Source organism: Haloarchaeobius marinus, from assembly GCF_051207415.1.
GTDB lineage: Archaea > Halobacteriota > Halobacteria > Halobacteriales > Natrialbaceae > Haloarchaeobius.
The window spans coordinates 379,238-405,277 of sequence record NZ_JBPKGD010000001.1 but is presented as its reverse complement, the minus strand read 5'-3'; the positions used below and the strand labels follow the sequence as shown (position 1 = coordinate 405,277).

Annotated in this window: 27 protein-coding genes; 13 read left to right on the top strand and 14 right to left on the bottom strand. The window is 68.4% G+C overall.

The features are described from left to right. The first annotated feature begins 53 nt into the window (after window positions 1–53). Window positions 54–2,132: a methionine--tRNA ligase gene (gene metG, locus ACSC1W_RS02180; RefSeq protein ID WP_435345006.1), complete on the top strand. Its 2,079-nt coding sequence runs from the start codon at window positions 54–56 to the stop codon at window positions 2,130–2,132. A 163-nt stretch (window positions 2,133–2,295) separates the two neighbouring features. Here the strand turns inward: metG and ACSC1W_RS02175 are convergent, their stop codons facing one another. Beyond that, entirely contained in the window at window positions 2,296–2,583 is a 288-nt protein-coding gene (locus ACSC1W_RS02175; RefSeq protein ID WP_435345004.1) for a GYD domain-containing protein, read from the bottom strand. A 165-nt stretch (window positions 2,584–2,748) separates the two neighbouring features. Between ACSC1W_RS02175 and pyk the strand changes: the two genes are divergently transcribed. From pyk to ACSC1W_RS02150, 5 genes are all read left to right on the top strand, one after another. Then, the gene (gene pyk, locus ACSC1W_RS02170; RefSeq protein ID WP_435345002.1) at window positions 2,749–4,503 is read left to right on the top strand and encodes a pyruvate kinase; all 1,755 of its coding nucleotides are present in this window, start codon (window positions 2,749–2,751) and stop codon (window positions 4,501–4,503) included. A gap of 58 nt (window positions 4,504–4,561) precedes the next feature. Then, window positions 4,562–4,840 (top strand): DUF7312 domain-containing protein, encoded by a 279-nt coding sequence (locus ACSC1W_RS02165; RefSeq protein WP_435345000.1) that lies wholly within the window; start codon window positions 4,562–4,564, stop codon window positions 4,838–4,840. Window positions 4,841–4,894: 54 nt separating this feature from the next. Next, on the top strand, window positions 4,895–5,473 hold the full coding sequence (locus tag ACSC1W_RS02160; RefSeq protein ID WP_435344998.1) for an NfeD family protein: 579 nt from the start codon (window positions 4,895–4,897) through the stop codon (window positions 5,471–5,473). A 73-nt stretch (window positions 5,474–5,546) separates the two neighbouring features. Continuing rightward, window positions 5,547–6,746: an SPFH domain-containing protein gene (locus ACSC1W_RS02155; RefSeq protein WP_435344997.1), complete on the top strand. Its 1,200-nt coding sequence runs from the start codon at window positions 5,547–5,549 to the stop codon at window positions 6,744–6,746. 42 nt (window positions 6,747–6,788) lie between these two features. Further along, a complete protein-coding gene (locus ACSC1W_RS02150; RefSeq protein ID WP_435344995.1) occupies window positions 6,789–7,400 on the top strand; it encodes a winged helix-turn-helix transcriptional regulator in 612 nt (203 codons plus the stop codon). 5 nt (window positions 7,401–7,405) lie between these two features. Here ACSC1W_RS02150 and ACSC1W_RS02145 read toward each other — a convergent pair whose 3' ends face one another. Further along, on the bottom strand, window positions 7,406–7,876 hold the full coding sequence (locus ACSC1W_RS02145; protein WP_435344993.1) for an HTH domain-containing protein: 471 nt from the start codon (window positions 7,874–7,876) through the stop codon (window positions 7,406–7,408). Between the two features lie 187 nt (window positions 7,877–8,063). Beyond that, window positions 8,064–8,303 carry a DUF7123 family protein gene (locus tag ACSC1W_RS02140; RefSeq protein WP_435344991.1) on the bottom strand — a complete coding sequence of 80 codons (240 nt, stop codon included), beginning with the start codon at window positions 8,301–8,303 and terminating at the stop codon, window positions 8,064–8,066. A gap of 190 nt (window positions 8,304–8,493) precedes the next feature. On the opposite strand from ACSC1W_RS02140, the gene ACSC1W_RS02135 reads away from it, so the two are divergent. Continuing rightward, window positions 8,494–10,329 carry a flippase-like domain-containing protein gene (locus ACSC1W_RS02135; protein ID WP_435344990.1) on the top strand — a complete coding sequence of 612 codons (1,836 nt, stop codon included), beginning with the start codon at window positions 8,494–8,496 and terminating at the stop codon, window positions 10,327–10,329. A 9-nt stretch (window positions 10,330–10,338) separates the two neighbouring features. Here ACSC1W_RS02135 and yjjX read toward each other — a convergent pair whose 3' ends face one another. Then, window positions 10,339–10,854, bottom strand: a complete 516-nt coding sequence (gene yjjX / locus ACSC1W_RS02130; protein ID WP_435344988.1) for an inosine/xanthosine triphosphatase — start codon at window positions 10,852–10,854, stop codon at window positions 10,339–10,341. A 230-nt stretch (window positions 10,855–11,084) separates the two neighbouring features. Between yjjX and ACSC1W_RS02125 the strand changes: the two genes are divergently transcribed. Then, window positions 11,085–12,050 carry a transcription initiation factor IIB gene (locus ACSC1W_RS02125; protein ID WP_435344986.1) on the top strand — a complete coding sequence of 322 codons (966 nt, stop codon included), beginning with the start codon at window positions 11,085–11,087 and terminating at the stop codon, window positions 12,048–12,050. 1 nt (window position 12,051) lies between these two features. Here the strand turns inward: ACSC1W_RS02125 and ACSC1W_RS02120 are convergent, their stop codons facing one another. Continuing rightward, window positions 12,052–12,555, bottom strand: coding sequence for a GNAT family N-acetyltransferase (locus tag ACSC1W_RS02120; RefSeq protein ID WP_435344984.1), 504 nt, complete (start codon window positions 12,553–12,555; stop codon window positions 12,052–12,054). A 90-nt stretch (window positions 12,556–12,645) separates the two neighbouring features. Here ACSC1W_RS02120 and ACSC1W_RS02115 point away from each other — a divergent pair, with 90 nt between their 5' ends. From ACSC1W_RS02115 to ACSC1W_RS02105, 3 genes are all read left to right on the top strand, one after another. Further along, window positions 12,646–13,335: a type I 3-dehydroquinate dehydratase gene (locus tag ACSC1W_RS02115; protein ID WP_435344982.1), complete on the top strand. Its 690-nt coding sequence runs from the start codon at window positions 12,646–12,648 to the stop codon at window positions 13,333–13,335. A gap of 22 nt (window positions 13,336–13,357) precedes the next feature. Further along, entirely contained in the window at window positions 13,358–13,729 is a 372-nt protein-coding gene (locus ACSC1W_RS02110) for a DUF6677 family protein (RefSeq protein WP_435344981.1), read from the top strand. A 214-nt stretch (window positions 13,730–13,943) separates the two neighbouring features. Further along, window positions 13,944–15,440, top strand: a complete 1,497-nt coding sequence (locus ACSC1W_RS02105; RefSeq protein ID WP_435344979.1) for a DUF7289 family protein — start codon at window positions 13,944–13,946, stop codon at window positions 15,438–15,440. Window positions 15,441–15,468: 28 nt separating this feature from the next. On the opposite strand, the gene ACSC1W_RS02100 is transcribed toward ACSC1W_RS02105, so the two are convergent. Then, window positions 15,469–15,717 carry a DUF7347 domain-containing protein gene (locus ACSC1W_RS02100; RefSeq protein WP_435345996.1) on the bottom strand — a complete coding sequence of 83 codons (249 nt, stop codon included), beginning with the start codon at window positions 15,715–15,717 and terminating at the stop codon, window positions 15,469–15,471. A gap of 133 nt (window positions 15,718–15,850) precedes the next feature. Then, window positions 15,851–17,038 carry a 3-dehydroquinate synthase II gene (locus ACSC1W_RS02095; protein WP_435344977.1) on the bottom strand — a complete coding sequence of 396 codons (1,188 nt, stop codon included), beginning with the start codon at window positions 17,036–17,038 and terminating at the stop codon, window positions 15,851–15,853. Window positions 17,039–17,383: 345 nt separating this feature from the next. Between ACSC1W_RS02095 and ACSC1W_RS02090 the strand changes: the two genes are divergently transcribed. Then, a complete protein-coding gene (locus tag ACSC1W_RS02090; RefSeq protein WP_435344976.1) occupies window positions 17,384–17,890 on the top strand; it encodes an HAD family hydrolase in 507 nt (168 codons plus the stop codon). A 20-nt stretch (window positions 17,891–17,910) separates the two neighbouring features. Here ACSC1W_RS02090 and ACSC1W_RS02085 read toward each other — a convergent pair whose 3' ends face one another. Genes ACSC1W_RS02085 through trpC form a run of 5 tightly spaced genes read right to left on the bottom strand, consistent with a single transcriptional unit; the run spans window position 17,911 to window position 22,269 of the window. Then, window positions 17,911–18,483, bottom strand: coding sequence for a SprT family zinc-dependent metalloprotease (locus tag ACSC1W_RS02085; RefSeq protein WP_435344974.1), 573 nt, complete (start codon window positions 18,481–18,483; stop codon window positions 17,911–17,913). 32 nt (window positions 18,484–18,515) lie between these two features. After that, complete coding sequence (locus tag ACSC1W_RS02080; protein ID WP_435344972.1) at window positions 18,516–19,310, bottom strand: 2-amino-3,7-dideoxy-D-threo-hept-6-ulosonate synthase; 795 nt, start codon at window positions 19,308–19,310, stop codon at window positions 18,516–18,518. 27 nt (window positions 19,311–19,337) lie between these two features. Then, window positions 19,338–20,195, bottom strand: coding sequence for a tryptophan synthase subunit alpha (trpA, locus tag ACSC1W_RS02075; RefSeq protein ID WP_435345995.1), 858 nt, complete (start codon window positions 20,193–20,195; stop codon window positions 19,338–19,340). Further along, a complete protein-coding gene (gene trpB / locus ACSC1W_RS02070; protein ID WP_435344970.1) occupies window positions 20,195–21,520 on the bottom strand; it encodes a tryptophan synthase subunit beta in 1,326 nt (441 codons plus the stop codon). The genes trpA and trpB overlap by 1 nt, the downstream gene beginning before the upstream one ends. Beyond that, window positions 21,517–22,269 (bottom strand): indole-3-glycerol phosphate synthase, encoded by a 753-nt coding sequence (gene trpC / locus ACSC1W_RS02065; RefSeq protein ID WP_435345994.1) that lies wholly within the window; start codon window positions 22,267–22,269, stop codon window positions 21,517–21,519. Before trpC ends, trpB begins: the two co-directional genes overlap by 4 nt. 136 nt (window positions 22,270–22,405) lie before the next feature. On the opposite strand from trpC, the gene ACSC1W_RS02060 reads away from it, so the two are divergent. Continuing rightward, window positions 22,406–22,885, top strand: a complete 480-nt coding sequence (locus ACSC1W_RS02060) for a methylated-DNA--[protein]-cysteine S-methyltransferase (protein ID WP_435344968.1) — start codon at window positions 22,406–22,408, stop codon at window positions 22,883–22,885. 35 nt (window positions 22,886–22,920) lie between these two features. Here ACSC1W_RS02060 and ACSC1W_RS02055 read toward each other — a convergent pair whose 3' ends face one another. Both ACSC1W_RS02055 and lonB read right to left on the bottom strand, forming a co-directional pair. Then, window positions 22,921–23,826 carry a CPBP family intramembrane glutamic endopeptidase gene (locus ACSC1W_RS02055; protein WP_435344966.1) on the bottom strand — a complete coding sequence of 302 codons (906 nt, stop codon included), beginning with the start codon at window positions 23,824–23,826 and terminating at the stop codon, window positions 22,921–22,923. Further along, window positions 23,827–25,965 (bottom strand): ATP-dependent protease LonB, encoded by a 2,139-nt coding sequence (gene lonB / locus ACSC1W_RS02050; RefSeq protein ID WP_435344965.1) that lies wholly within the window; start codon window positions 25,963–25,965, stop codon window positions 23,827–23,829. Window positions 25,966–26,040: the final 75 nt, after the last annotated feature.

Sequence of the window (26,040 nt, the reverse complement as noted above, 5' to 3'; positions counted from 1 at the left end):
TCGGTCGACCGGAATCCGCGGGTTTTAGGCCCGCACCACGAGTTCACAACACCATGAGTCACGATACGTTTCCGACGGACCGCCCCGCGGTGGTGACGTGTGGGTTGCCGTACGCCAACGGCGACCTGCACGTCGGCCACCTGCGCTCGTACACGGCAGGCGACGTGTTCAGTCGCGCCCTGCGTAAACTCGGCCAGCAGACGGCGTTCGTCTGCGGGTCCGACATGCACGGCACGCCCATCGCCGTCAACGCCGACGAGGAGGGCGTCTCCCCCGAGGAGTTCGCGCTGTCGTACCACGAACAGTACCTGGAGACGTTCCCGAAGTTCAACGTCGACTTCGACAACTACGGCCACACCCACGACGAGACGAACACCGAGCTGACGCAGGACATCGTCCGGACGCTCGATGCCGAGGGATACGTCTACGAGAAGGAGATAAAGGTCGCCTGGGACCCCATCGAGGACCAGCCTCTGCCCGACCGCTACGTCGAAGGGACCTGCCCCTACTGTGGGGCCCACGCCCGCGGCGACGAGTGCGACGAGGGCTGCGGCCGTCACCTCGAACCCGGCGAGATAGAGGACCCCGTGTCGACCCGGACCGGGAACCCGGCGGAGTACCGCGAACGGACGCACAAGTTCTTCCGCGTCTCCGAACTCTCGGACTACCTCTCGGGCTTCCTCGACCGCCTCGAAGGGACCTCGAACGCCCGGAACCAGCCCCGCGAGTGGATCGAGTCCGGCCTGGAGGACTGGTGCATCACGCGCGACCTCGACTGGGGCATCGACTACCCCGGCGAGGAGGACCTCGTGCTCTACGTCTGGGTCGACGCGCCCATCGAGTACATCTCCTCGACGAAACAGTACACGGAGCGCGTCGGTCCCGAGGTGTACGACTGGGAGACGGTCTGGCGCGAGAGCGAAACCGGCGAGGCCGGCGGCGAGGTCGTCCACGTCATCGGCCGCGACATCATCCAGCACCACACCATCTTCTGGCCGGCGATGCTGGAGGTCGCCGACTTCAGCGAACCGCGCGCCATCTGTGCGACCGGCTTCGTCACCATCAACGGGAAGGGCCTGTCGACCTCCCGGAACCGCGCCATCTGGGCCCGCGAGTACCTCGACGAGGGCTTCCACCCGGACCTCATCCGGTACTACCTGACGACGATGGGCGGCTTCCAGCAGGACCTCGACTTCTCCTGGGACCGCTTCCAGGAGCGCGTCAACGGCGAACTCGTCGGCACGGTCGGGAACTTCCTCTACCGGAGCCTGCTGTTCGCCCAGCGTAACTTCGGTGGGACGCCCGACGCCGACCTCTCGGCGGAGGTCGAGGCCCGCATCGAGGAGGCCATCGACGACTTCACCGACGCCGTCAACGAGTACGAGATCCGTCGTGCGGGCGACGCCGCGGTCAAACTCGCCCAGTTCGGCAACGAGTACATCCAGCGCAACGAGCCCTGGAAGCTCGACGACGAGGAGGCCGCGCCGGTCATCCGCGACTGCGTCCAGCTCGCGAAGGCCGTCACGGTGCTGCTCGAACCCGTCACGCCCGGCAAGGCCGAACTCGCGTGGGCACAGGTCGGCGGCGAGGGCGACGTCCACGACGTACCCGTCGACGCGGCGCTCGAACCGCCCGCGGCCGAGTTCGACGAACCCGAGGAGCTGTTCGAACAGGTCGAGGACGACCGCGTCGAGGAACTGAACGAGAAACTGGACGCACGGGTCGAAGCGGCGACCGCCACCGAAAGCGAAAGCGACGAGACCCCCGCGGACGAGGGGGAGGACGTGAGCGACGAACTCGAACTCCTGCTGGAGGACCGCATCGGCTTCGAAGACTTCGAGGCACTCGACATCCGCGTCGGCCGCATCGAGTCGGCCGAGCCCATCGAGGACTCGGACAAACTGGCGAAGCTCGAGGTCGACATCGGCCTCGAGACCCGTCAGGTCGTCGCCGGCATCAAGCAACTCCACGACCTGGACGAACTCCCCGGCACGAAGGTCGTCCTGCTGGCGAACATGGAGAAGGCCGAACTGTTCGGCGTCGAGTCGAACGGAATGGTCCTCGCGGCGGGCGAGCAGGCGGACCTGCTGACGACCCACAGCGACGCCGAACCGGGCACGAAGGTCCGATAGCCTGACCGCCGGTCGACCACCGTTTTGCGGCTCGTGACTGCGAGAGCGAAGCCGCCGACGGACCGCCAGGGTGGTTCTCGTCGACCGCACCGGCGGCTATCGGTTCGCCGTCGGAAGAACTCGCTACCGGTGCCAGAGCGGCGTCGTTCCTGGTTCGGGGCCGTCAGATGTCCTCGACGAGCTGGCCGAAATCGCTCGTCGGGATGGCCTCCATGGTCTGCATGTCGAGGCCGTGGCGTTCGCTGGCGAGGGCGACCTTGAACGCCTCGTTGCGGTCCGCCGCGTCGAAGACGACGACGAAGTCGTAGTCACCCAGGATAGCGTACGTGTCCTCGAGGGAGGCGTCGAACTCCTCGATCTCGAGCTTCAGTTCGCCCCAGATGGTGGCGAGGTCCTGCACGTTGTTGACGTCTCTGTCGCGGACCTGTACCAGGGAGATGAACAGGGCCATGCTACCATAGTCTCCCCGGAGGCTTGTGAGTGTGTTGCCGACACGAACGTGCCGAGTCGACGCCGAACGCGCACGTGAACGGGAGACGACGGTCCACTCGTCCAAAGGTACTCGGTGGCGAGTTAATCACCTGTCTTTTTCAGGTGGTCGGTCGTAGGCGAGGGCATGAGAAACGCCAAGATCGTCTGTACGCTCGGTCCGGCCACCGAGTCGGTCGGTGTCATCCGGTCGCTGGCAGAGGCCGGGATGTCCGTCGGACGCATCAACTCCAGTCACGGGACACCCGAGACCCGGGCGACGCTCGTCGAGCGACTCCAGCAGGTCGACCGCGAGACGGACCGGCCGGTCGCCACGATGGTCGACCTGCAGGGGCCGGAGGTCCGGACGGCACCGCTCCAGGAGCCTATCCACCTCGACACGGGGTCGACCGTCCGGTTCGTCGAAGGCGACACCGCGACGCCGGAGGAGGTCGGACTCTCCTACAGCATCCGGGCGGTCGAACCGGGCGACAAAGTCCTGCTCGACGACGGGCGCATCGAGACGACGGTCGACCGCGTCGAGGACGAGACCGTCGTCGCTCGCGTCGACGCCGGCGGGGAACTCGGGGGACGAAAGGGCGTCAACACGCCCGGCGTCGACCTCCAGCTCGACGTGGTGACCGAGAAGGACCGGGCCGACCTCCGCCTGGCCGCCGAACACGAGGTGGACTTCGTCGCGGCCAGTTTCGTCCGCACCGACGACGACGTGGTCGAGGTCTCGGAGGTGCTGGAGGAGTTCGGCGCGGAGATACCCGTCGTCGCGAAGATCGAACGCGCCGGCGCGGTCGAGAACCTGGAGGACATCGTCGACACGTCCTACGGCGTGATGGTCGCCCGTGGCGACCTCGGCGTCGAGTGTCCGATGGAGGACGTCCCGATGATACAGAAGCGCATCATCCGTCACTGTCGCGAGACGGGGACGCCGGTCATCACGGCGACCGAGATGCTCGACTCGATGGTCCACGAGCGCCGCCCGACGCGGGCCGAGGCGTCGGACGTGGCCAACGCCGTCCTCGACGGCACCGACGCGGTGATGCTCTCGGCCGAGACCGCCGTGGGTGACCACCCCGTCGCGGTCGTCGAGGCGATGAGTCGCATCGTCCGGCAGGTCGAACGGAGCGAGGAGTACGACGAACTCAACGAACAGCGCGTCCCGGCCGCCTCCGACACGCGCACCGACGCCCTCGCACGGTCGGCGCGTTACCTCGCTCGCGACGTGGGCGCATCGGCCGTGGTCGCCGCGTCCGAGTCAGGGTACACCGCGCTCAAGATGGCGAAGTATCGCCCCGGCGTCCCCGTCGTCGCCACGACGCCGAACGACAGGGTACGTCGCCAGCTCGCGCTCACGTGGGGCGTCACCGCGGAGTACGCCCCCGTCGCCGACGACGGCATCGACGCCATCGTCGAGAACGCGGTGCGGGCCGCACTCGAGTCCGGCGCCGCCGAGAGCGGGGACACCGTCGTCGTCCTCTCCGGGATGATGACCGAACTGGAGGGCGCCGAGACGACGAACACGCTGAAGGTCCACGTCGCCGCCGAGACGCTCGCGACGGGCCGGGTCGTCGTCTCCGGGTACGTCACCGGGCCGGTCGCCCCCGTGACGGACGGCGACATCGCGGACGTGCCCGACGGCGCCGTCGTCGCCATCGGCCCCGACTTCGACGACGAGTTCGAGGGCGACGTCTCCCGAATCGGCGGCATCGTCGACGCCAGACCGGGGATGACGGGCTACCCCGCGATGGTCGCCCGCGAGGTGGACGTCCCGATGCTGAGCGGTACCGACCTGACCGACGTCGAGGCGGGACGGATGGTCACCGTCGACGCCAACCGCGGCGTCGTCTACGACGGGGCGATACGACGTCGGCGCTCCGAGGACGCCTGACCCAAGACGGACGGCACGACCCACGTGCGTTTTGTATCCAGAGTCCCTAGTTGCCAGCATGGACGACGAATCGACCGCGGGCGCCCGGGACGACCGGACGGCCGACCCGGACGACCGCGCCGGCCCACGCATCGAGGACGACGACGACGAGAACTGGGACCCGCCGCGGGTCGAACGTGCCGCCAGCGACGACGCACAGGCCGTCGTGACCGGGTTCCCGGACATGGACGAGATCATCGAACCGGGCGACATCGACCTCGAGAACGCCGTGTTCGTCGTACTCGGCGTCCTCGGCACCATCGCGCTGTTCGTCTACGTGTTGAGCATCCTGCCCTGACCGCGGCCCGCCCGTCGGCAAAATCTTAATCCCTCACGACTCCTAAGCCGACGTATGGCGCCGATACTCGACGTCGACCTCCTCCCGATGCTGCTGTTCCTCGCCGGAACAGGGCTGATGATACTGGAGGCGCTCGCTCCCGGTGCACACTTCATCGTCATCGGTGTCGCTCTCTTCATCGCGGGACTCCTCGGGATGCTGTTCGCCCCGCTAGCCACCCCCCTCGCGCTCGCCGCGATGGTCCTCGCGTTCGGACTCGGGACCCTCTGGGTCTACCGCGAGTTCGACTTCTACGGGGGGAAAGGGAGCGGCCGAACCTCTGACTCCGACGACCTCCGGGGCGTCCGGGCGGTGGTCACCGAGACCGTCACCGCGACCGACGGCCGGGTCCGGGTCGCCGAGGGTGGCGGGTTCGACCCCAACTACAGCGCCCGGAGCGAGTTCGGTGAGATACCGGAGGGGACGGAGGTCATCGTCACCGACCCTGGCGGCGGGAACGTGCTGACGGTCGTCCCCGACGACCGCGAGGACGACATCGACCGGGAACTCCGACGCGAACGCCGACGTCGGGAGTCCGAGGAGAGCGACCGCCGCGACGGCGACACGGAGAACGAAGACGCAGAACCGGTCTGAACCGCCCGGTCCCGCCGGACAGGTCGGAAAGTAAACAGGAACCTTTTTGTCAGCTCTGCCGTGAGGTACGATTATGGAACCGACACCGTTACAGTTGGCACCCACACTTGGGTTCGTGTTCGCGATTATCGGCATACTGATAATCGTCGCACTCGCGTCGGCAGTCAAGATCGTCCAGCCGACCGAGAAGCGAACGCTCACCGTGCTCGGGCAGTATCGCGGCCTGCTCGACCCCGGTATCCACTTCGTGCCGCCTTTCGTGTCGAGCACGCGGAGTTTCGACATGCGGACCCAGACGCTCGACGTACCGCCGCAGGAGGCCATCACCCGCGACAACTCGCCGGTCGTCGCCGACGCCGTCGTCTACATGCGCGTGATGGACGCGAAGAAGGCGTTCCTGCAGGTCGACGACTACAAGAACGCCGTCAAGAACCTCGCCCAGACCACCCTCCGGGCGGTCATCGGCGACATGGAACTCGACGACACGCTCAACAAGCGCCAGATGATCAACGCGCGGATCCGCGAGGAACTCGACGAACCCACCGACGAGTGGGGCGTCCGCGTCGAGAGCGTCGAGGTCCGCGAGGTCAACCCCTCGAAGGACGTCCAGCAGGCGATGGAGCAACAGACCTCCGCCGAGCGCCGTCGCCGTGCCATGATCCTGGAGGCGCAGGGTGAACGTCGGAGTGCGGTCGAGAAGGCAGAGGGTGACAAGCAGTCCGAGATCATCCGCGCACAGGGGCAGAAGCAGAGCCAGATCCTCGAGGCGCAGGGTGACGCCATCTCGACGGTCCTGCGTGCGAAGTCCGCCGAGTCGATGGGCGAGCGTGCGGTCATCGACAAGGGCCTGGAGGCGCTCGAACACATCGGGACCAGCGACTCCACGACGTTCGTGCTGCCCCAGGAGCTCTCGTCCATGCTCGGCCGGTACGGCAAGCACCTGACCGGGAGCGACGTGAAGCAGACGGAGGCCGAACTCGACAGCCGCGACTTCGACGACGAGACCCGAGAGATGCTCGGCCTCGACGACATCGAGGAGATACTCGGCCAGATCGACGAGGAGGCCGAGATGGACATCGAGAAGATGGAACAGCAGGCCCAGGCTGTCAAGGAGGGCCAGGACCCCCGGAAAATCAAGAGTTCGGACGAGGTCATCGAAGAGACCGAGCAGTCGACCGACGACTTCAGCGGCGGTGACCACGACGTCGACCAGGAGATGGACGATAAGTTCACGGCCGAGAAAGAGCAGATGGAGGAGACCGAGACCGAGTAGCGAAGGCGTTTTATCGCTGGGAGCGCAAACAGACATCAGTTCATGGGAGAGTCGGGCGAGGTCGACGAGCGAAAGCGTGCCACCCTCCGGCGCTTCGCCGCGCTCGGAGCGGCCAGCCCCTTCGCCCGCTTCTCCGAATCCGACGTAACCGGCGAGAGCGACGTCCGCGGAGCCATCGCGGGCTACCTCGCCGCCACCCCGGGCGCACACTTCTCGAAACTCCGCGACGACCTCCAGCTGGGGACCGGGGAGACCCAGCACCACCTCCGCCGACTCGTCGACGACGAGAGCGTCGAGGTGTACCGCGACGGCGACTACAAGCGCCTCTACCCCGCCGGACAGTTCTCCGACTTCGAGAAGCGCGCGCTGGGCTACCTCAGGCGGGAGACCCCGCGCGGGATGCTCGTGGAGTTACTCAGGAACCCCGACGCGTCCGGGACGGACCTCGCGGACGCGCTGGGCGTCTCTCGCCCGACGGTGAGCAAGTACGTCGGCGAACTCGAGGACGCCGGGTTGCTCTCGCGCGAGGACGGCTACCGGGTCGAGCGACCCGAGACGGTGCTGTTGCTCGTCGTTCGGTACGCTGACTCCTTCGACGAGAACGCGGCCACGCTGGCTGGCGACGCCGACTCGCTCGTCCGGTTCGACCGCTGACCGCGTCACTGCGCGACGGCGAGCGACCTGTCACCCGAGTCGAGCGTCCCCAGGAGGTCCTCGCCCCTGGCGAGGGCGTCGAGGTAGTCGACGACGGAGACGTGTTCGTCCTCGTCGACTGAGCAGGGGAGGACGGCGACGAGGTCGTCGTCCTGCCGAACCGCGAGGGTGACCAGGGGCGTCGCCAGTTTCTCGCAGTGCTCGCCGGTCAGCCAGTTGTGCTCGGTGCAACACCGGAACGCGCGGTCGATACTGACCCCGGCGTCGTCGGCCCACGCTGCGAACGCACGGTAGCGACGCACCACGTCGGTGTCGTCGGCCATCCGCACCGCACTCGGCCACGAGTGCACCCTGAATCCGTCGACGACGCCCTCGTCGACCAGCGTACGAACGAGGCGTGCGACGTGGTCCTCCGGTTCGGAAACCGCCGCGTAGGCCCTGGTGTACACTTCCAGCGTGAGTCGGTTCGCAGTCATGCTCCTCACCCCAACCTTAACCATTATTAGTTATCAATCTAGCTGTCCCACGATATAGCCTGCGCGGTCACCGGACGGAGCGTCGACAGGTCACGTCGCCCGCAGTCGCTCGTGGACCGCTGGCGTCGCTCGTCGACGGAAGGACGGAAGGATGGGTGGGACAGACAGTCGATTCGGGGACGGTCGCTCAGACCGAGACCTTCCAGGTCGTCGAGGAGGAGTACCCCCACTTCTCGACGTCGACGTCGAACTCGCCGCGCTGGATCGCGGTCATATTGGTACCGACCTCCTTGGCGGTCATCCCGAGTTCGTCCCCGATGAGCCGAGACTTGAAGTAGGTCTTCGTCTGGGCCTTCTCGCGGAGGTACTCGAGGATACGGTACTGCTTGTCCGAGAGGTCGGAGGTCGCAACCGTGCTCGTGCTCATACATGGACCATGCGCCCGACGTGTCTTAGGGGGTTTGGTACAGGAGGTTAATCCGCCGCTGTCTGGTGATTTTCGCCCCCGGAACCGCCGTAACGAACCGGCCTCGGTCGGCGGTTGGTACGTGAGGGTAACGTCCCCGAGAGGCGACGGTTCAGAAGGTTCTTACCGACGGATGGCGGAACAGAACGCAATGAGCGAGGAGTCCGTGACGGTCAGCGTCGTCCTCCCTGCGTACAACGAGGAGGCGACCATCCAGGGCACGGTCGAGACGACGCTTTCGACGCTGTCGGGCTTCCTCCCCGACGGCTCGTACGAGGTCGTCGTCGCCGAGGACGGCTGTGACGACCGGACGCCGGACATCGCGGACGAGATGGCCGCCGAAGACGACCGGGTCAGGCACGTCCACTCCGACGAGCGACTCGGTCGCGGCGGCGCACTCGAACGGGCGTTTCGCGCCAGCCACGGGGAAACGCTCGTCTACTTCGACACGGACCTCGCGACGGACATGCGACACCTCGAAGAACTGGTCGAGAGCGTCCGGTCCGACGGGTACGACGTCGTTACCGGGTCGCGCTGGATCGCCGGCCACGAGGCCGACCGGCCGGCGAAGCGGGGCGTCCCGAGTCGCGGCTACAACCTCCTGGCGAGGCTGGTCCTCCGGTCTGACCTGCGCGACCACCAGTGCGGGTTCAAGGCGTTCGACCGCGAGGCGCTGTTCTCGCTGCTCGACGACGTCCACGACCAGCACTGGTTCTGGGACACCGAGGTACTCGTCAAGGCCCAGCGCCGGGACTACCGCGTCAAGGAGTTCGCCGTCGACTGGGAACCGAAGGGCGACACCAAGGTCGACCTCGTCCGGGACATCTTCGGGATGGGCGGCCAGGTCGTCCGTACCTGGTGGGAACTGTCGGTCTCCCCGCGCGTGAACCGTCGCGTCGGCATCGTCGCCGGCACGATGCTCACGTTCGTCGCCGTCCTCCTGATGGCGTTCTACTACCTCGAGTGGGAGAAGGTGCTCGGGTACATGGGTGAGGCCGACCTGGCGCTCGTCGGCGGTGCGGCCGCGGTCTACCTGCTGTCGTGGCCCCTCCGGGGCCTGCGGTACCGGGACATCCTCGACGAGATCGGCTACCCGGGGCACGTCGGCTTCCTCACCGGAGCCATCTTCGTCAGCCAGACCGGGAACCTCGTCTTCCCGGCACGGCTGGGCGACGGCGTCCGTGCGTACGTGATGAAGGCCCGCAGAGACGTGCCGTACGCCTCCGGGTTCGCGTCGCTGGCGGTCGAGCGCGTCTTCGACCTGCTGACCATCACCGCACTGGCCGGGTCGGTGATGCTCTCGCTCGTCGTGACGGGGAACGCGGGCGACGTCGCGGCCGCGCTGGCTGGCGAGGCCGTCGGCCCGAAGTACGCGCCCGCCGCCGAGTACGCGAGTTTCGTGGCGGCCGGCGTCGGCACCGTCGCGGTCGCCGGCGTCCTCGCCATCGTCGTCTCGGCGCGGTCGGACCGGAACCTCGTCCGCCCCGTCGTGAACCGGTTGAGCGACGACTCCTACGCCCGCGAGTTCGTCGCCATCGTGGAGGGGTTCGTCGGCGACGTCCAGACCGTCGCGAACGACGCCCGTGCCTTCGCCGTCGTCGGCGGGACGAGCCTGCTCGTCTGGACGCTCGACGTGGCGACGGCCATCGTCGTGATGGTTGCCGTCGGCATCGAACTCCCGGTGGCGACGATGCTCGCCGTCGGCTTCTTCGCGGTCAGCGTCGGGAACCTCGCGAAGGTACTCCCGCTCTCGCCCGGCGGCGTCGGCCTGTACGAGGGTGCGTTCACCGCGCTGGTCGTCGGACTGGCACCTGGCGTCGGCGTCGAACTCGCCATCGCTGCGGCCATCGTCGACCACGCGGTCAAGAACGTCGTCACCGTCGTCGGTGGGCTTGTGTCGATGCTCGCGTTGAACGTCTCGCTCACCGAGGCCGTCGAGGAGAGCACCGAGGCCCGCGAGACGGCCGAGGCCGTCCCGCAGGAGTGAGACGGGTCGTCACCCGTAGTGAGACGTCACGAAGGGGCCGAGCGCGCCAGCGACGGCCGTCCGGAGCGCCTCTGTCCTGTCGACCTCGCCGCCGGTGAACACGCCGATAGCGCCCTCGTCGCGCGCGACGCCGTCCCGGTCGAAGGCGTCGTCCATGACGGGGCCCAGCTCCTCGCCGTCGCGGACGCGGGCGGCGACGTGGTCGGGGAGCCTGATGCTCGGGCCGGCGGCGAGTTCTACCCGGTCGCCGTCGGTGACCGCGGCCCACATGACGAGGTACAGGTCGTCGGACCCGAGCGACGCCACGCCGCCCTCGACGCCGACGCCGAGGTCGAACCCGCCGGCGTCGTACGCCCGCCGGGCGCGGGTCTCGGCACCAGCCCGCGTCTCGGCGAGACCGGTGGGCTGGTCTGGGACACCAGACGCCACGTCGACGGGGTCGACCGTCGCGCCGGGGAGCGGTCCTATCGCCTGTTCTGTCGCGGTCACCTTCACGGGATTCTGGCTCCCGATGCCGACTCGCATACACCCAGGTCGGGTCGCGAGCGGGATGTGCGTTACTCTCCGCGGCCGTAACCAACTGTATATCAAGGTTTCTATCTTGGATTGTAAATGGTTGCCTCACGCCACGAATCGCGGCTATCGCAGACGCGTTCCAAAATGCTTAATAACTGTTGCTCCATCTCCTGTCTACAGTACCAGCGCTTCCGGTTTCTCAGGCGAAACCCTGGCCGGTAGCCCCCGCCTTCGCACCCATGACCGACGCACGCACACGATTCCGAACGAGCAACACGGACGAACAGACCGACGAGCAGACGACCGACAGCAGCCTCTCGTGTCCCGAATGCGGCGGCAACGTCGTGAGCGAGGGGTCCGAGACAGTCTGTGGCGACTGCGGCCTGGTCGTCGAGGAGGACCAGGTCGACCGCGGGCCGGAGTGGCGCGCGTTCGACGCGCAGGAGAAGAACGAGAAGTCCCGCGTCGGCGCGCCGACGACGAACACGATGCACGACAAGGGCCTCTCGACGAACATCGACTGGCGGAACAAGGACGCCTACGGCAACTCGCTGGGGTCGCGCCAGCGCGAGAAGATGCAGCGCCTGCGCAAGTGGAACGAGCGCTTTCGCACCCGCGACAGCAAGGAGCGCAACCTGAAGCAGGCACTCGGCGAGATAGACCGCATGGCCAGCGGCCTGGGCCTGCCGAAGAACGTCCGCGAGACCGCCTCGGTCATCTACCGTCGCGCGCTCAACGAGGACCTGCTCCCGGGGCGCTCCATCGAGGGCGTCGCGACGTCGGCCGTCTACGCCGCCGCCCGCCAGGCAGGCGTCCCGCGCAGCCTCGACGAGATAGCCGAGGTCTCCCGCGTCGAGAAGAACGAGGTAGCACGCACCTACCGCTACGTCGTCCGCGAACTCGGCCTCGAGGTCCGGCCGGCCGACCCCGAGAGCTACGTCCCGCGCTTCGCCAGCGGCCTCGACCTCTCCGACGAGTCCGAGCACCGCGCACGCGCACTCCTCCAGAACGCCAAGGAGAAGGGCGTCCACTCGGGCAAGTCGCCGGTCGGTCTCGCCGCCGCCGCGGTGTACGCCGCCTCGCTCCTGACCAACGAGAAGACGACGCAGGCCGCCGTCAGCGACGTGGCCGACATCTCCGAGGTCACCATCCGGAACCGCTACCACGAACTCCTCGAGGCCGAGGACAACCTCGGCCTCGTCTGAGCTACAGGCGCTCGAACGCCGCGTCGTAGCCGACGGGACCACCGATTCTTCCCGCCACGTCGTCCACGAGCCACCGCACCTGGAAGGCCTCGTCGGGCAGGTCGAACGGATGTGTGAGGCCGTGCGGCGTCGCCGGCTCGAAGCCGAACCGGCTGTAGAATTCCGGGTCGCCGTGGAGGACGACGAGGTCGTACCCCGCGTCGCGACACGAATCGAGTCCGTGCCGGATCAGACGACTGCCGATTCCCTCGCCCTGTCGGTCGGGGTGGACCGCGACCGGGGCGAGCGTGAGTGCCGCATCCGTGCCGTCCACGGTGACCTCGGTGAACAGGACGTGGCCGACGACCCGTCCGTCGGCTTCCGCGACGATGGAGAGGGCTGGCACGAACGCGTCGCTCTCTCGGAGGGCTGCGACGAGCAGGGCCTCGTCGTCGGTCGGGAACGCGACACGGTGGACTGCTTCGACGGCGGCCCGGTCGGCAGGCCTCTCGGGGCGGAGCTGCACGACCGCCTCTACGACGGTGGCGGTGGTAACTGGACCGGTAGCGATGCCGCCATCGCGCACGTTTTTATCGGTCCGCGCAGTAGCCCGCCCATGGACTTCGACTCGCTCGTCCTCTGTGCGAGCACGTCCGACCTCGACGCGGAGCCGGACGCACGCCCACACGCCGACGCCGTCGAGTTCCGGATGGACCTCGCCACCGACCCGCTGGCGGCCCTGGCCGACTACGACGGCGAACTGCCGGTGCTCGTGACGAACCGGGTCGCGTGGGAGGGTGGCGAGGCGACCGACGACGCGGCACGCCTCGACGCGCTGGTCGAGGCCGTCGCGATGGACGGCGTCGAGGCGGTCGACGTCGAACTCGCGTCGGTACGCGACGGCGACGGTGCACGTGTGGTCGAGGCCGCCCGGCGCGAGGCGGTCAGCGTCGTCGTCTCGACGCACGACTTCGAGGGGGCGGGAGACGGCGAGGAGATGGCGACGGCGCTCGACGACGGACTGGCAAACGGCGACGTGGCCAAACTCGCCGTGACCGCGACCGACAGGGCGGACGTGCTCTCCCTGCTCGCCATCACCCGCGAGTTCGCCGCCGACGGCGACAGCGTGGCGACCATCGCCATGGGCGAGGTGGGCCGTCACTCCCGGGTCGTCGCACCGCTGTACGGGTCTCGCATCGGCTACGCGCCGGTCGACCCGGCGGACGCCACGGCACCGGGGCAGTTCGACCTCGAGACGACGGCACGATTGCTCGAGCAGTTGTCGTCAGAAACCGAACCCTATTGAGTGCGGCACCGCAAGCGACGGTATGGTCCGGCGGCGCACAGTCATCGCTGTCGTCCTCTCGTTCCTCTTCCCGGGGCTCGGTCACGCGTACGTCCGCCAGTGGCTTCGGGCCGCCGGGTTCGCAGCCATGGCTGTCGCCGTCGTGTTCCTCTTCGGACCGTCGATCGACGCCTCTGGGTCGCTCGCGGATACCGTGGCCACGGCGTGGACGTCGCTCTCGGTCGAGGCCAACCTCGCGATGAGCGTCGTCGAGTTCGTGGCGATGCTCGACGTGTACCTGCTCGTGACCGCGACTGCCGACGCCGCGCCGGAGTCCTGTCCGAACTGCGGGCGCGAACTCGACGACGAACTCGCGTTCTGTCCGTGGTGTGCCCACGAACTCGTGCCGGAGTAGCCGACCGGCGAACTTCGGTGGACGCGTTCACCGGCTCGAACCGTCCTGCTCCCGGACGGTGGTATACGGCGTCTCGAAGCGCTCGGACTCCACCTGCGCGATGTCGACTCCCTGTCACCCCAGTTAATACCACGCAGAAAATTGTTTCAAACATCGTGAACGAAGCGCTAAGTTAATAGCTGCAGACGAGTATCTTGTGGCCGAGCTAGTTCCGATGGTCATCACTACCGCGAACCCGGATGGCGAGCGTTCCATCTCTCCGCTGGTCGGACTGGTACTGCTCTTCGGCATGGTCGCCATCGGTGCGGCCGTGCTTCTGGTCGCCGGTTCGGTCGCGGTCGACTCGATACAGCAACGGGCGTCCGTCGACGCCGCCGAGTTGAGCATGCACGAGATCGACGCCAGCGTGGGAGACAGCGCCAGTGGACCCGTCCGCGTCGACCTCGGAGAGCGAGACGGCACCTACCGGGTCGTCCAGAACGGGACGCTGTCGTTCACCATCAACGAGCAAACGTCGTGTTCGAACTCGATGCCGCTCGGGAGCGTCCGGTACGAGGACCGTGACGGCAATCGACTCGCCTACGAGGCCGGCGGCATCTGGAAACAGACCGACAGCGGGGCGGTGATGGTCTCCCCACCGCAGATACGGCACGCCGACGGCCAGTTGTACGTCGGCGTGACGAACGTCTCCGGACAGTTCGAGGGCGACGAGGCGACGCTCCGGACCGCCGACTCGGACGACGAGGGGTCCGACTTCGTCCGCGAACTATACGACGCCACCGGCTGTTACCCCGCCGAGAACATCACCATCACTGTCGAGAGCGAGTTCTACGAGGCGTGGGGGCGCTACTTCGCCGAGACGCTGAACGAGTCGACGACCACCGTCGACCCCGCCGCGGGCACCGCATCGGTGCGACTGCCCATCGACTCCACCTACGACGTGGTCCGGGAGAACGACTCGATACGGACCAGCATGCGGTTCGACGCGACGGTCGAGGTGCTCGGGACGGAACTGTCGGGCATCTCGAGCGACAACGTCATCTACGGTCCGACGACGTTCCGCGTCGTCGCACAGGACGACGTGTACACCCCGTGGCCGGACGGCGACCCGGACGACGGGTTGGCCTCGAATCCGGCCGACGACGACCTGAACGACCCGACGGAGAACGAGACGCGGTCCTACTCCCTGCACGAGTACCCCGCCGGAACGTCCATCACGGTGCGGGCGACGTCGTGGTCCTGCGACTGGTACACCGACGCCGAGGACACTGGCGAAGACCTCCTGGTCGGCGGGTCGTACTACGACCAGTGGCGATGTACCGACCTCGACTCCGGTGACGAGCGCATCGCCATCGACTCGACGGGCGAGAGTTCGAACCTCGTGGTGCTGACCGACGGCGAACAGGTCCCCGACTTCAGCGAGGGCGGTCCCGAGCAGCGCAACCTCTCGGCGATTCTCGGCTCGCGCATCGACGACCAGGGTCGGCTCCAGCTCGCACAGAACCAGTTCGTCTTCCTCTACGAACTCTCCGAACAGAACGCCGACCCCGACGACGCGGACGGGTCCGGTGACCCGGACTACAACGACGCCGTCGTCCTCGTCACCATCGAACAGGCGTGGAGCAACACCGCGGACTACTCCATCCGCATCGAACGGGACCAGGTCGTCGTCGACGAGGAGGACGACGACCCACGGCTGGCGTTCGACTGAGCGACGCGACGGCGAGTCCGGGGACCCGTTACGGGTCCGATGGCGTCTCCACGACCGTCGACCCGACGACCAGTCCAAGTTCCGTCAGCTCGTAGCCGTCCGGCGTCTCCTCGACGAGGTTCCCGCGCAGTCGCTGGAGGTGGTAGTCGAACTGCCCGACGTCGCGGACCCCGACTCGCTCGCCCAGTTCCGAGAACGTGAGTGCGTGACGGCCGCCGTCGGCCCCGCGGCGCGTCGCCAGCACCTGCACGACGGCGAGTCGCGTCTCGTGGCTCAGCAGGTCGAAGACGCCCGTGAGGTCGAGGACGTCCAGGTCCTCGCCGGTCGGGAGTCGTGACTCGGCGGGCGTTCGTGCCGTCGGCGAACCGAGCGAACGCGAGAACCTGGGCGGTCGGACGACGGTCCGTCCGTCACTTCTCGATGATGTTCTCCTCGATGGCCTCGCCGAAGTGGCGGGCCGTCTGCTCGTAGTAGAGGAGCAGTTCGTCGCCCGGTTCGAGGTCCGTGACTGCCTTGCGGCCCTCGCGGGTCTGGACCTTGATGGTCTCTGCGTTCTGCAGGAGGGTCTCGACGCGGTCCTCGCCGTCCAGGTCGAGTTCCACCCGGAACATCGGGCGGGTCTCTATCTTCACGCGGCCGACGATGGCCTCGCGGGTGTGACCGTCGGTGTCGACGAGCAGCACCTCGTCCCCGGAGGCGAGTTCGGAGAGGTACTTCGTCCCGCCGCCGGGGACCCTGACGTAGGCGTGGACCGCGCCGGCGTTGACCCGGAACGGCCTGGAGGCGACGTACGGCGAGTCGGCCGTCTCGGCGTGGACGAAGACCAGTCCGCGGGCCATCGACCCGACGAGCATCCCCTCGTCCTGGTCCATGATGGAGGCGGTGTCGACGCAGACGCGGTCGGCGCTCCCGGTCTGTTCGATGGCGGTCACCTCGGCGTATCGGAGGTCGAGGCGCTCCCGGTCGGCGGCGTCGCGGGCCGCGACGGTCTCGCGGATCTCGTCCGGGTCGTCGCTGTCGAGCAGCACGGCGTCGGCGCCGATCTCGAGGGTCTCGAACGCCGTCCGGGCGTCGTCGGCGGTCTCGACGCCAGCGACGAGCGTCGTCTCCGCACCGATGCGCGCGATGAGGTTCTCCAGGGGGATGATGGTCCAGTCCTCGCCCGCGACGATGGTGTACTCGGCGTCCATGGCGGCCGCCTCGGCGAAGCGCTCGTACTCCTCCCCGAGGATGCGGACGTACGCGGAGTCGGCGTTGCCCCGGCGGAGGGTCGAGAGGTCCGCCGACCCGGAGAGGTCCGTCGGGAAGTCGATGGTCCCGTCGCCCTCGCCGTGCTTGCCGACGACGATGGCGTCGGGGGCGACAGCGTCCTCGCTCTCCTCGTCGGTCTCTGCGTCGTCGATGAAGTCCACGTCGCGGCCACTCCGGAACGCCGCCACGTTCACCGCGCCGAGTTCGCGGACCCGGTCCACGTCGGCGTCGTCGACCAGCACCCAGTCGACGCCCGACTCCAGTCCCGCGGTGATGCGGCGCTTCCGGGCCTCCCAGTCGCCGACCTCGTCGTCGGCCTTCAGCCAGACCTCGCGTTCGCTCTCCATACGAACGAGTGCGACAGGACCCCGCTTGAACGTGGCGGAAGCGACACCGTTGGCCACTGCCCGGTGTCTTCGTCGACACGGGTGCGCCCCGGGACGGGGTCGACGTGCTCGAACCGAGCCACCGACTAGCACGGTGGCGACATACATTTGAGCCGACCACTACTACTGCCGACCATGTCGACCCCCGCCGCCGTCCTGTTCGACCTCGACCTGACGCTCAGCGTCTCCGAACAGGACCCCTAGGCCCTCCTCGACGCCACGTTCGACCGCGCCGGCGTCGACCCCTTCTGCACCGTCGACGACGTCGCCGCCGCCGTCGACGACGTCGGCACCTGCGAGACGGAAGTGGGCTTCTACGAGTCGCTGTTCGCGGCGACGGCCGACCGGACCGACGCGGGCGAGGTACCGACGCGGGAACTCGCCCACGCCCACGTCGACTGCGTCGACCACTCCGCGGTCACGTTCCGCGACGGTGCCCGCCGCGCCCTCGAACACGCCCGCGAGACGGCCGCCCAGGTCGGACTGGTCACCAACGGGGGCGAGGCGAGTCAGACGACGAAGCTCGAAGCGCTGGACATCGCCGACGCGTTCGACGTGACGGTGTTCGTCGACCCGGCGAACGGCGTCGAACCGAAGCCACACCCTGCACCGTTCGAGCGCGCGCTGGCCCGCCTCGACGCCGACTCGGCCGAGACGGTCCACGTCGGTGACTCCCTGCGCGCCGACGTCGGCGGCGCGAACGCCTCCGGCATCGACTCGGTGTGGGTCCCGTACGACGAGGCCAGCCACGCCGGTGACCACGAGCCGACCCACCACATCGAGTCGATGGCGGCGTTCCCGTCGCTGTTCTGAGGACGAGGCGAGGGCCGCGGTCACCACTCGTCGCCGAGCGCGGCCCGCGCACGCTCGTAGCCGGGTTCGGCCTGCCACGCGGTCCCCGACTCGGCGTGTTCGACCTCGTACCGGCCACCACAGTCGCCACAGCGGTACGCCTCGGGCGTCGTAACCGTCTTCGAGGCGCGGTAGCGTCGCGCCCGCCAGTCACAGTCGTCGGTCCGGCACCGGAGGACGTACCGGGGGTCGGAGAAGGGTTCGCAGTGCCGCGGTGCGTCCACGGCCTCGGCCTGCTCCCGGAACCGGGGGCCGTGCCCGGACTCGCCGAAGCGCTGGAACTCCCAGGCGTGGACGAGTTCGTGCCGGACCGTCGCCTCCACCTCGCGCCAGCCGTGGGCCCGGTACGACGCCCAGGAGAGGACGATGGTCACGCTGCCGTCGGTCGGGTCGTACCGACACGCCCCGGCCCGGCGGCGCGCGCGCTTCGAGACGCGCCAGTCGACGCCGTCGAGGTCCACGTCGACGTCGACGGTACCTGCGTAGGTGCGCGCCCACGCCAGCAGTTCGTCCGGGGTGTCGGGCGTCGGCGTGCCGGTGCTGTCGCTGGCCACGGTGGGTGCTCGGAGAGAGACGTCAAAAGCGTTCAGGCTTCGATGGCGAACCCGGCGCGGGTGAGCGCGTCGTGGACGCTCGCGTCGTCGTGGACGATGGCCGAGACGGCCCTGGTGATGGCCTCGGGGTCCTCGTGCTGGAAGATTGAGCGCCCCATGGAGACGCCGGCCGCGCCACCGTCCATCGCGCCCCGGACCATCTCGACCGTCTCCCGGTCCGTGCCGCGCGCGCCGCCGGCGATGACGACCGGGAGGCGGGTCGACTCGACGACGTGCCGGAAGGAGTCGCCGTCGCCGGAGTAGCCAGTCTTGACGACGTCGGCGCCGAGTTCCTCGGCCAGTCTGACGGCGTGGCCGAGCGCCTCTGGGTCGTCGCCCTCGACGTCCGGCCCCCGGGCGTAGGCCATCGCGAGGACGGGGATGCCGAAGCGCGAGGCCGTGTCGGTGACGCCCGCGAGGTCCTCTATCTGCTCCGGTTCGTGGTCGCTACCGACGTTGATGTGGAACGAGACGGCGTCGGCTCCGGCCCGGATTGCCTCCTCGACGGTGCCGGTCATGCGCTTGTCGTTCGTGTCGGGGCCGATGGTCGTCGACGCGTTCAGGTGGACGATGTACCCCGCCCCGTTCTTGTTGTCGTGGACGCGCGGGGCGATGCCCTTCTGCGTCAGGACCGCGTCGGCCCCGCCTCGCGTCACCGCGTCGATGGTCGATTCGATGTCCTTGAGCCCCTGTACGGCGCCCATGGTGATGCCGTGGTCCATCGGGACTATCAGGTATTTCCCTCCTGTCCCGATGCGTTCGAGTCGTGCGTGTGTTCCTGTCGTCATGGTATGTCACTCGTTGACAAACGTCGGTTATCTCCCTTCCGGTTCCGGCACGTCTTGTGTCGCACCGTCGAGCACTCCCGCTTTGAGTTCTCTCGCTTTCGATTCCAGCCGTGCCGGCACGTCGTCGCCGCCAGCGTCGCCGTGCTCGGCGACGACGTCGACCAGCGCGCTCCCGACGATGACGCCGTCCGCCCCGGCCGCGACGATGCGTGCCGCCTGTTCACCAGTCGACACCCCGAACCCGACAGCCTTAGGGATGTCGTACCGACCGAGCCGGTCGAGCGAGGTGGCCGTCTGGCCGCTCACGTCCGATTTCGCTCCCGTGACGCCCAGTCTCGCCTGGACGTAGAGGTAGCCCGACGAGCGCTCGACCATCCGGTCGAGTCGGTCGGCGCCGGTAGTCGGCGCGACGATGAAGACCAGGTCGAGGCCGAACTCGTCGCAGGCGGCCCGCAGGGGACCCGCCTCCTCTGCGGGGAGGTCCGGGACGACGAACCCCGAGATGCCGGCCTCGGCCGCCCGTTCGACGAACGGGGCGGGCCCCGCCTCGCCCTCTGCACTCGAGGCCCGTCCCGCCTCGCCGCCCCCGTACTGGTATATCAGATTGTAGTAGGTCATACAGACCAGCGGGACGTCCACGTCGAGCGACTCGACGAACTCGAAGTACGTCTCCGGGGTGACGCCCGCTTCGAGCGCCCGGACGACGGAGGCCTGGATCGTCGGTCCCTCCGCGATGGGTTCCGAGAAGGGGAGTCCGAGCTCGACCACGTCCGCGCCGCCCCGGACCAGCGCCTCGACGTACTCGCGACTGCGTTCGACGCTCGGGTCGCCGACGCAGAGGTACGGCACGAACGCCGGTTCCTCGAAGGCGGCCGCGAGGTCGATCATCGGGCCCCCTCCTCGTCACGCGGACTGCGGTCGGTGGACTGTTCGCCCACGGTCGAGAACACGTCCATGTCGGGCGCGTTCGGAATCGCCCGGGCCTCGGTCTCCTCGACCACCGATTCGAGGTCCTTGTCGCCGCGGCCCGAGACGTTGACGACCGTCACGTCGCCCAGGCGCTCCGGTTCGTTCTCGGCGAACGCGACGGCGTGAGCCGACTCGAGCGCCGGGATGATACCCTCGCGCCGGGAGAGCGAGTGGAACGCCGCGAGCGCGTCGTCGTCGTCGACAGTGACGGGCGTCACCCGTCCGGCGTCGACCAGGTGCGAGAGTTCCGGCCCGACGCCGGCGTAGTCCAGTCCGGAGGAGACGCTGTGGCTCTCGACGACGTTTCCGTCGCTGTCCTGGAGGAGTTTCGTCCGCGCGCCGTGCAGGACGCCCTCGGTGCCCGTCGACAGCGAGGCCGAGTTGGGCGCGACGCCAGCCTCCTCGTCGACCGAGAGCGACGACCCGCCCGCCTCGACCGCGAACAGGTCGACGTCCTCGTCCGGCACGAACGCGTGGAACGTGCCCATCGTGTTCGACCCGCCGCCGGCGCAGGCGACGACCGAGTCCGGCAGCTGTCCCGCCTGCTCGCGGACCTGTCGGCGCGCCTCCTCGCCGATGACCGACTGGAACTCGCGCACCATCTCGGGGAACGGGTGCGGGCCGACGACGCTGCCGATGACGTAGTGGGTGTCCTCGACGTTCGTCGCCCAGTCCCGCATCGTCTCGTTGATGGCCTCCTTGAGGGTTCCCCGGCCCGCGCGCACCGGGTTCACCTCGGCACCGTTGAGTCGCATCCGGAAGACGTTGGGGCGCTGTCGGGCGATGTCGCGGGTCCCCATGTACACCTCGCAGGGCACGTCGAGGTGGGCCGCCGCCATCGCCGTCGCGGTGCCGTGCTGGCCCGCGCCCGTCTCGGCGACGATGCGCTCCTTGCCCATGTACGTCGCCAGCAGGACCTGCCCGAGCGCGTTGTTCAGTTTGTGCGCGCCGCCGTGGAGCAGGTCCTCGCGCTTGAGGTACACCTCCCGGTCGAGCGCCTCGCTGAGGCGGTCGGCGCGCTGCAGCGGGGTCGGCCGGCCGCCGAAGTCCCGGAGTCGCCGGTGGAACTCGTCCACGAAGCCGTCCTCGTTCTCCAGCACGTAGCGCTCGTAGGCGTCATCGAGTTCCTGGATGGCCGGCATCAGCGCCTCGGGGACGTACTGGCCGCCGTACCGCCCGAACGTCCCCGGGCGGTCCTCGCCGTCTGTACGGGCCGTCTCGTCGCCGTCGTCAGTGCTCACGCGTTCACCAGCTCCTCTGTCTGCTCTCGGGTCTCGCCCTTCATAACCGCACTGCCGACCAGCAGGCCGTCGGCACCCGCCTCGCGCATCCGGCGCGCCTCGGCCGGCGTGGAGATGCCGGACTCGGCGACGAGCGTCACGTCGTCCGGGACAGCCGGCGCGACGCGCTCGAACGTCCCGAGGTCGACCGTGAGGCTGGCGAGGTCCCGGTTGTTCACGCCGACGAGCGTCGCGCCCGCTTCGAGCGCCGTCTCCAGTTCGCCCTCGTCGTGGACCTCGACGAGCGGTTCGAACCCGCGCTCTCGCGCGGCGGTCACCATCCCCTCGACGTCGTCGAGGAACCGGACGATGAGCAACACGGCGTCGGCCTCGACTGCGTCGAGGTGGGCCGGTTCCAGCAGGAAGTCCTTGCGTAGCACCGGCACGTCGACGGCCTCGCGCACGCGGCGGAGGGTCTCGGGACTCCCGCCGAAGTGCTCGGGTTCCGTCAGCACCGAGAGCGCGCTCGCGCCCCCGGCGACCATCTCCTCGGCGAGTTCGACCGGGTCGTCGGTTCGTTCGCCCTCCGTCGTCGGACTCGTCGGCTTCACCTCGGCGACGACCGGTACGCGCCCGTCGGCGTCGGCCGCCGCGAGCGCGCCCGAGAACGACTGTGCGTCCACGTCGACGCGCTCGTCCGGCGGCGTCCGTCGCGCCGCGGCGGTCAGTATCGACCGTACCGCGGGCGCGAGCTCATCAGTAGCGTTCATCATCGTACATTGATGTGCTAATCTGTTCATAAGTGTTGCGTCATCGGCGGCACCGTCGGTCCGGGCGTCGGGGGCGGCGACGGACCCCGGGGTCACCACGCGAACCTTCAAGGGAGTCTCTGTCGTCGGGTCCGGTATGAACGCGGACGCTGACGCTGCTGCCGGCATCTTCGCCCGACGCTCCCCGTACCTCGACCGGTACGTCCAGATCGGCGTCGCCAGTGACCGGGTCATCTCCGTCGCGTTCCCGGAAGAACCGGCCGACGACGCGGACGAGAGTCACCCGGTCCTCGACCGAATCGAGTCCTACCTCGAGGGCGTCAAACCGGTGGGCTTCGACGACGTACAGGTCGCGCTGACCCTCCCGACCGACCAGCGGTCGGTGCTCGAGACCCTCCGCGAGCAGGTTCCATACGGCGAGGACATCACCGTCGCCCAGCTCGCCCGGATGACGCCGGGGCTCGACGCCGAGGACGAGGACGACCTCGTCCTCGTCCGCACCGCGCTGGACGCGAACCCGGCGCCGTTGCTCATCCCCGACCATCGGGTGCGCGACGGCCCGAGCGCCGCCGAACCGGACGTCGAGCAGAGACTGCGGTCGCTCGAAGGCCTCTAGTCGGTCGGCCAACCGGTTCTCGGTTCGCTCCCGTCCTACGCCCAGTCCACGCCGAATCCCTCGTGGACGACGAACTCCAGCACGTTGACGAGGTAGTGCGCCAGCACAACGGTGACGAGGCTCCCAGTCAGCACGAACGCTGTCGCCAACACGAGGCCGAGACCGCCCGTGACGACGACGCCCGCCGGCCCCTGGATGCCGTGTCCCACCGCGAACAGCACGGAGGAGACGACCGCGAGCAGCCACGGCGACAGGCCGAACCCGGCCGCCAGCACGCCGACGAACGCCGCCCGGAAGAGGAACTCCTCGAAGACCGCGACCAGCGGGAGCACCAGCAGGAGCAGGACGACCCAGCCACGGGCGTCGTCCGGCGCGAGCACGGTGCGCAGGCGCTCGTCGTACTCGACGCCCGCACCGTCGGCCACTGCCGCGCCGAGTTCGTTGGCGACGTACAGTCCCAGGCCGAGTACCGCGCCGGCCAGCAGCGCGGTCGGCCCGAACGCGCCCGGCGAGAGTCCGAGCGCCGACGCCGGCACGTCCGAGAGGACCGCCGCGCCGACGAGGACGACGAGGAAGCCGCCCTGCGTGACCGCGACGTTAGCCAGCAAGAGCCCCGGGCTCATCGACTCCAGGGGGTCGGAGGACTGGTCGACGGGTTCCGTTTCGGACCCGTCCGCCCCGGGCGTCGCCGGCGACCCTCGCTGACTCCCCTCGTGAGCGTCGGACCCTTCGTCCTCCCACAGACCGGCAGTTCGTTCCGCTGCAGGCGGGGGCTGGACCGACTGCGTGGTCGCGTGTGACAGCAGGAGGAGCAGGCCGGTGACGACGACGAGGACGCCCGCGAAGGCGGTGGCGTCGAACGACGCCGAGCCTGCGGCTCCGGGGGCGAGAAGAACGGGAGAAAGCGGCGACCCGACGGGCGGCGTCGCCGGTGTCGGCATCTACTGCGGGCTGGGTGAACCGCCGCCGCGGCCGACGTTGTGCTCCAGTGCGGAGCCGGTGATGGACTTGAGGCGGTCGACCAGCGAGTCCTTCTCGGGTTCGCCGGCGAGCGCCACGTCCAGCACCTCGCTGATGTGGCTGACCGGGATTATCTCGATCTGCTCCTTGTACTCGTCCTCGATCATCACGTCCTGCTCGTTGGCCTTCGGGATGATGACCCGTTCGAGCCCGGCCTTCGCGGCCGCCTCTATCTTGTGGGTCACGCCCCCGACGGGGAGCACGTCGCCGCGGACCGACAGCGAGCCGGTCATGGCCATGCTCTGGTCGACGGGGATGTCCTCCAGCGCGCTGATGACGGCGGTCGCGACCGTGATGGACGCGGAGTCGCCGTCGACGCCCTGCTGGCCGGCCTGGACGAACTGGATGTGGATGTCCTTCTCGGAGATGTCCTCGTCCGAGAACTTCTTGATGATGGCGGAGACGTTCTGCACGGCCTCCTCGGCCATCTCCTGAAGCTTCCCGGTGGCGATGACCTGGCCAGGACCTTGCGAGGGTGCGACCTCGGCCATGACGGGCAGGACGATACCGGAGTCCTCGCCCATGACCGCGAGGCCGTTGACGCGGCCGACGACGTCGCCGCTGGCGACGGTCAGCTCGTAGTCCTTGCGGCGCTCGATGTAGTCGTCCGCGAGCTGCTGTTCGATGGAGCGGCTGCGGCGCTTGGCGCGCAGGACGTCCTCGCGGGTGGTGTACTCCTTGTCCTCGGCGCGGGCGATGTCGCCCGAGACGCGGACCAGCCCACCGAGGTTGCGCAGTTCGAGGGTGAGGTGACCCTTGCGACCCGCACGGCGGCGGGCCTCGAGGATGACCTCCTCGACGGCGTCCCGCGTGAAGTGGGGCAGGCGGCCGTCCTTGTCGACCTCCTGTGCGATGAACCGGGCGTACTTCCGGCGCATCTCGGGGGTGTCCTCGATGGTGTCGTCCATGTACACCTCGTACCCGTAGCCCTTGATACGGCTGCGGAGCGCGGGGTGCATGTTCTCCATCGCGTCGAGGTTCCCGGCCGCGACCATGATGAAGTCACAGGGGACCGGTTCGGTCTGGACCATCGCGCCCGAGGAGCGCTCGGACTGGCCGGTGATGCCGAACTCGCCCTCCTGGATGGCCGTCATCAGCTTCTGCTGACTGCGGATGTCGAGCGTGTTTATCTCGTCGATGAACAGCACGCCCTTGTTGGCCTTGTGGATGGCGCCGGGTTCGACGCGGTCGTGGCTCGGCGTCTCCATGCCGCCGGACTGGAACGGGTCGTGGCGGACGTCGCCGAGCAGTGCGCCGGCGTGTGCGCCCGTCGCGTCCTCGAACGGCGCGGTCTGCTGGTCGGAGTTGTTCACGATGAGGTTCGGAATCATCGAGTCGGTCGACCGGCCGGAGTAGCGGAACGCGATGTAGACGATACCGGCCGCGAGGATGCCGAGCAGGAGACTGCGGGTGACGACCGCGTACACGAGGACCACGGCCATGATGATGAGCATCAGGAACGAGCGCATCTGGTTGCGCTTCCGGGCCTCGTCCTTGTACGCCTCGATTATCTGGTCGCCCTTGCCGGCGGGGACGGTCCGGACCTTCGGTTCGTTCCCGTCGTCGGGGTTGTGGTAGACGAGGATGTCCTGGAGGTCCTCCTGGGGGAGGAGTTGCGACATCGCCTTCGCCAGCATCGACTTCCCGGTCCCCGGGGAGCCGATCATCATCACGTGACGGCGCTGTTTGGCCGCCTTCTTGACGATGTCGCGGGCGTCGTCCTGTCCGATGACCTGGTCGACGAGGCGGTCGGGGACCTCTATCTCCTCGGTCGACTCGATCATCAGGCCACCGAGGAGGTCGTCTTCGGCGACGTCCTCGTCTATCTCGGCACCGATGTCGACCTCGACGTCGCTCCCCAGGCGTTCGATGTCGCCACCGCCCGACGCGTCGTCGTCGGCGTCGTCCGGTCCGGAGGGCCCGTCGATGACGGTCGGGTCCGGGTGCTCGTCGTGCGGCACGTCCGGAATCACCGACTCGTTCGACTCGGAATCCCCGTCCTCGACGGTCTCCTCGACCGGCGGGGGGCTTCCGTCGTTGGTATCACTGTCGTTGCTCATAGAACGGTTTGCTACCTGAATTCTGGTGTCTCGCACTGATATACTTTTTCGGTCCCCGCACTCTCTGAGGGCGCG

Coding starts and splice junctions, on each gene's coding strand:
- ACSC1W_RS02055 (WP_435344966.1), bottom strand. CDS start 23,826: ATGCCGACACCGGCGACGCCGCCCGTCGGGTCGCCGCTTTCTCCCGTT.
- ACSC1W_RS02140 (WP_435344991.1), bottom strand. CDS start 8,303: ATGAGCACGAGCACGGTTGCGACCTCCGACCTCTCGGACAAGCAGTAC.
- ACSC1W_RS02080 (WP_435344972.1), bottom strand. CDS start 19,310: ATGACGACAGGAACACACGCACGACTCGAACGCATCGGGACAGGAGGG.
- ACSC1W_RS02150 (WP_435344995.1), top strand. CDS start 6,789: ATGGGAGAGTCGGGCGAGGTCGACGAGCGAAAGCGTGCCACCCTCCGG.
- ACSC1W_RS02095 (WP_435344977.1), bottom strand. CDS start 17,038: ATGGAGAGCGAACGCGAGGTCTGGCTGAAGGCCGACGACGAGGTCGGC.
- trpC (WP_435345994.1), bottom strand. CDS start 22,269: ATGAACGCTACTGATGAGCTCGCGCCCGCGGTACGGTCGATACTGACC.
- ACSC1W_RS02155 (WP_435344997.1), top strand. CDS start 5,547: ATGGAACCGACACCGTTACAGTTGGCACCCACACTTGGGTTCGTGTTC.
- ACSC1W_RS02175 (WP_435345004.1), bottom strand. CDS start 2,583: ATGGCCCTGTTCATCTCCCTGGTACAGGTCCGCGACAGAGACGTCAAC.
- yjjX (WP_435344988.1), bottom strand. CDS start 10,854: ATGCGAGTCGGCATCGGGAGCCAGAATCCCGTGAAGGTGACCGCGACA.
- lonB (WP_435344965.1), bottom strand. CDS start 25,965: ATGAGCAACGACAGTGATACCAACGACGGAAGCCCCCCGCCGGTCGAG.
- ACSC1W_RS02110 (WP_435344981.1), top strand. CDS start 13,358: ATGGTCCGGCGGCGCACAGTCATCGCTGTCGTCCTCTCGTTCCTCTTC.
- pyk (WP_435345002.1), top strand. CDS start 2,749: ATGAGAAACGCCAAGATCGTCTGTACGCTCGGTCCGGCCACCGAGTCG.
- ACSC1W_RS02125 (WP_435344986.1), top strand. CDS start 11,085: ATGACCGACGCACGCACACGATTCCGAACGAGCAACACGGACGAACAG.
- ACSC1W_RS02060 (WP_435344968.1), top strand. CDS start 22,406: ATGAACGCGGACGCTGACGCTGCTGCCGGCATCTTCGCCCGACGCTCC.
- ACSC1W_RS02115 (WP_435344982.1), top strand. CDS start 12,646: ATGGACTTCGACTCGCTCGTCCTCTGTGCGAGCACGTCCGACCTCGAC.
- ACSC1W_RS02165 (WP_435345000.1), top strand. CDS start 4,562: ATGGACGACGAATCGACCGCGGGCGCCCGGGACGACCGGACGGCCGAC.
- ACSC1W_RS02105 (WP_435344979.1), top strand. CDS start 13,944: ATGGTCATCACTACCGCGAACCCGGATGGCGAGCGTTCCATCTCTCCG.
- metG (WP_435345006.1), top strand. CDS start 54: ATGAGTCACGATACGTTTCCGACGGACCGCCCCGCGGTGGTGACGTGT.
- ACSC1W_RS02160 (WP_435344998.1), top strand. CDS start 4,895: ATGGCGCCGATACTCGACGTCGACCTCCTCCCGATGCTGCTGTTCCTC.
- ACSC1W_RS02145 (WP_435344993.1), bottom strand. CDS start 7,876: ATGACTGCGAACCGACTCACGCTGGAAGTGTACACCAGGGCCTACGCG.
- ACSC1W_RS02135 (WP_435344990.1), top strand. CDS start 8,494: ATGAGCGAGGAGTCCGTGACGGTCAGCGTCGTCCTCCCTGCGTACAAC.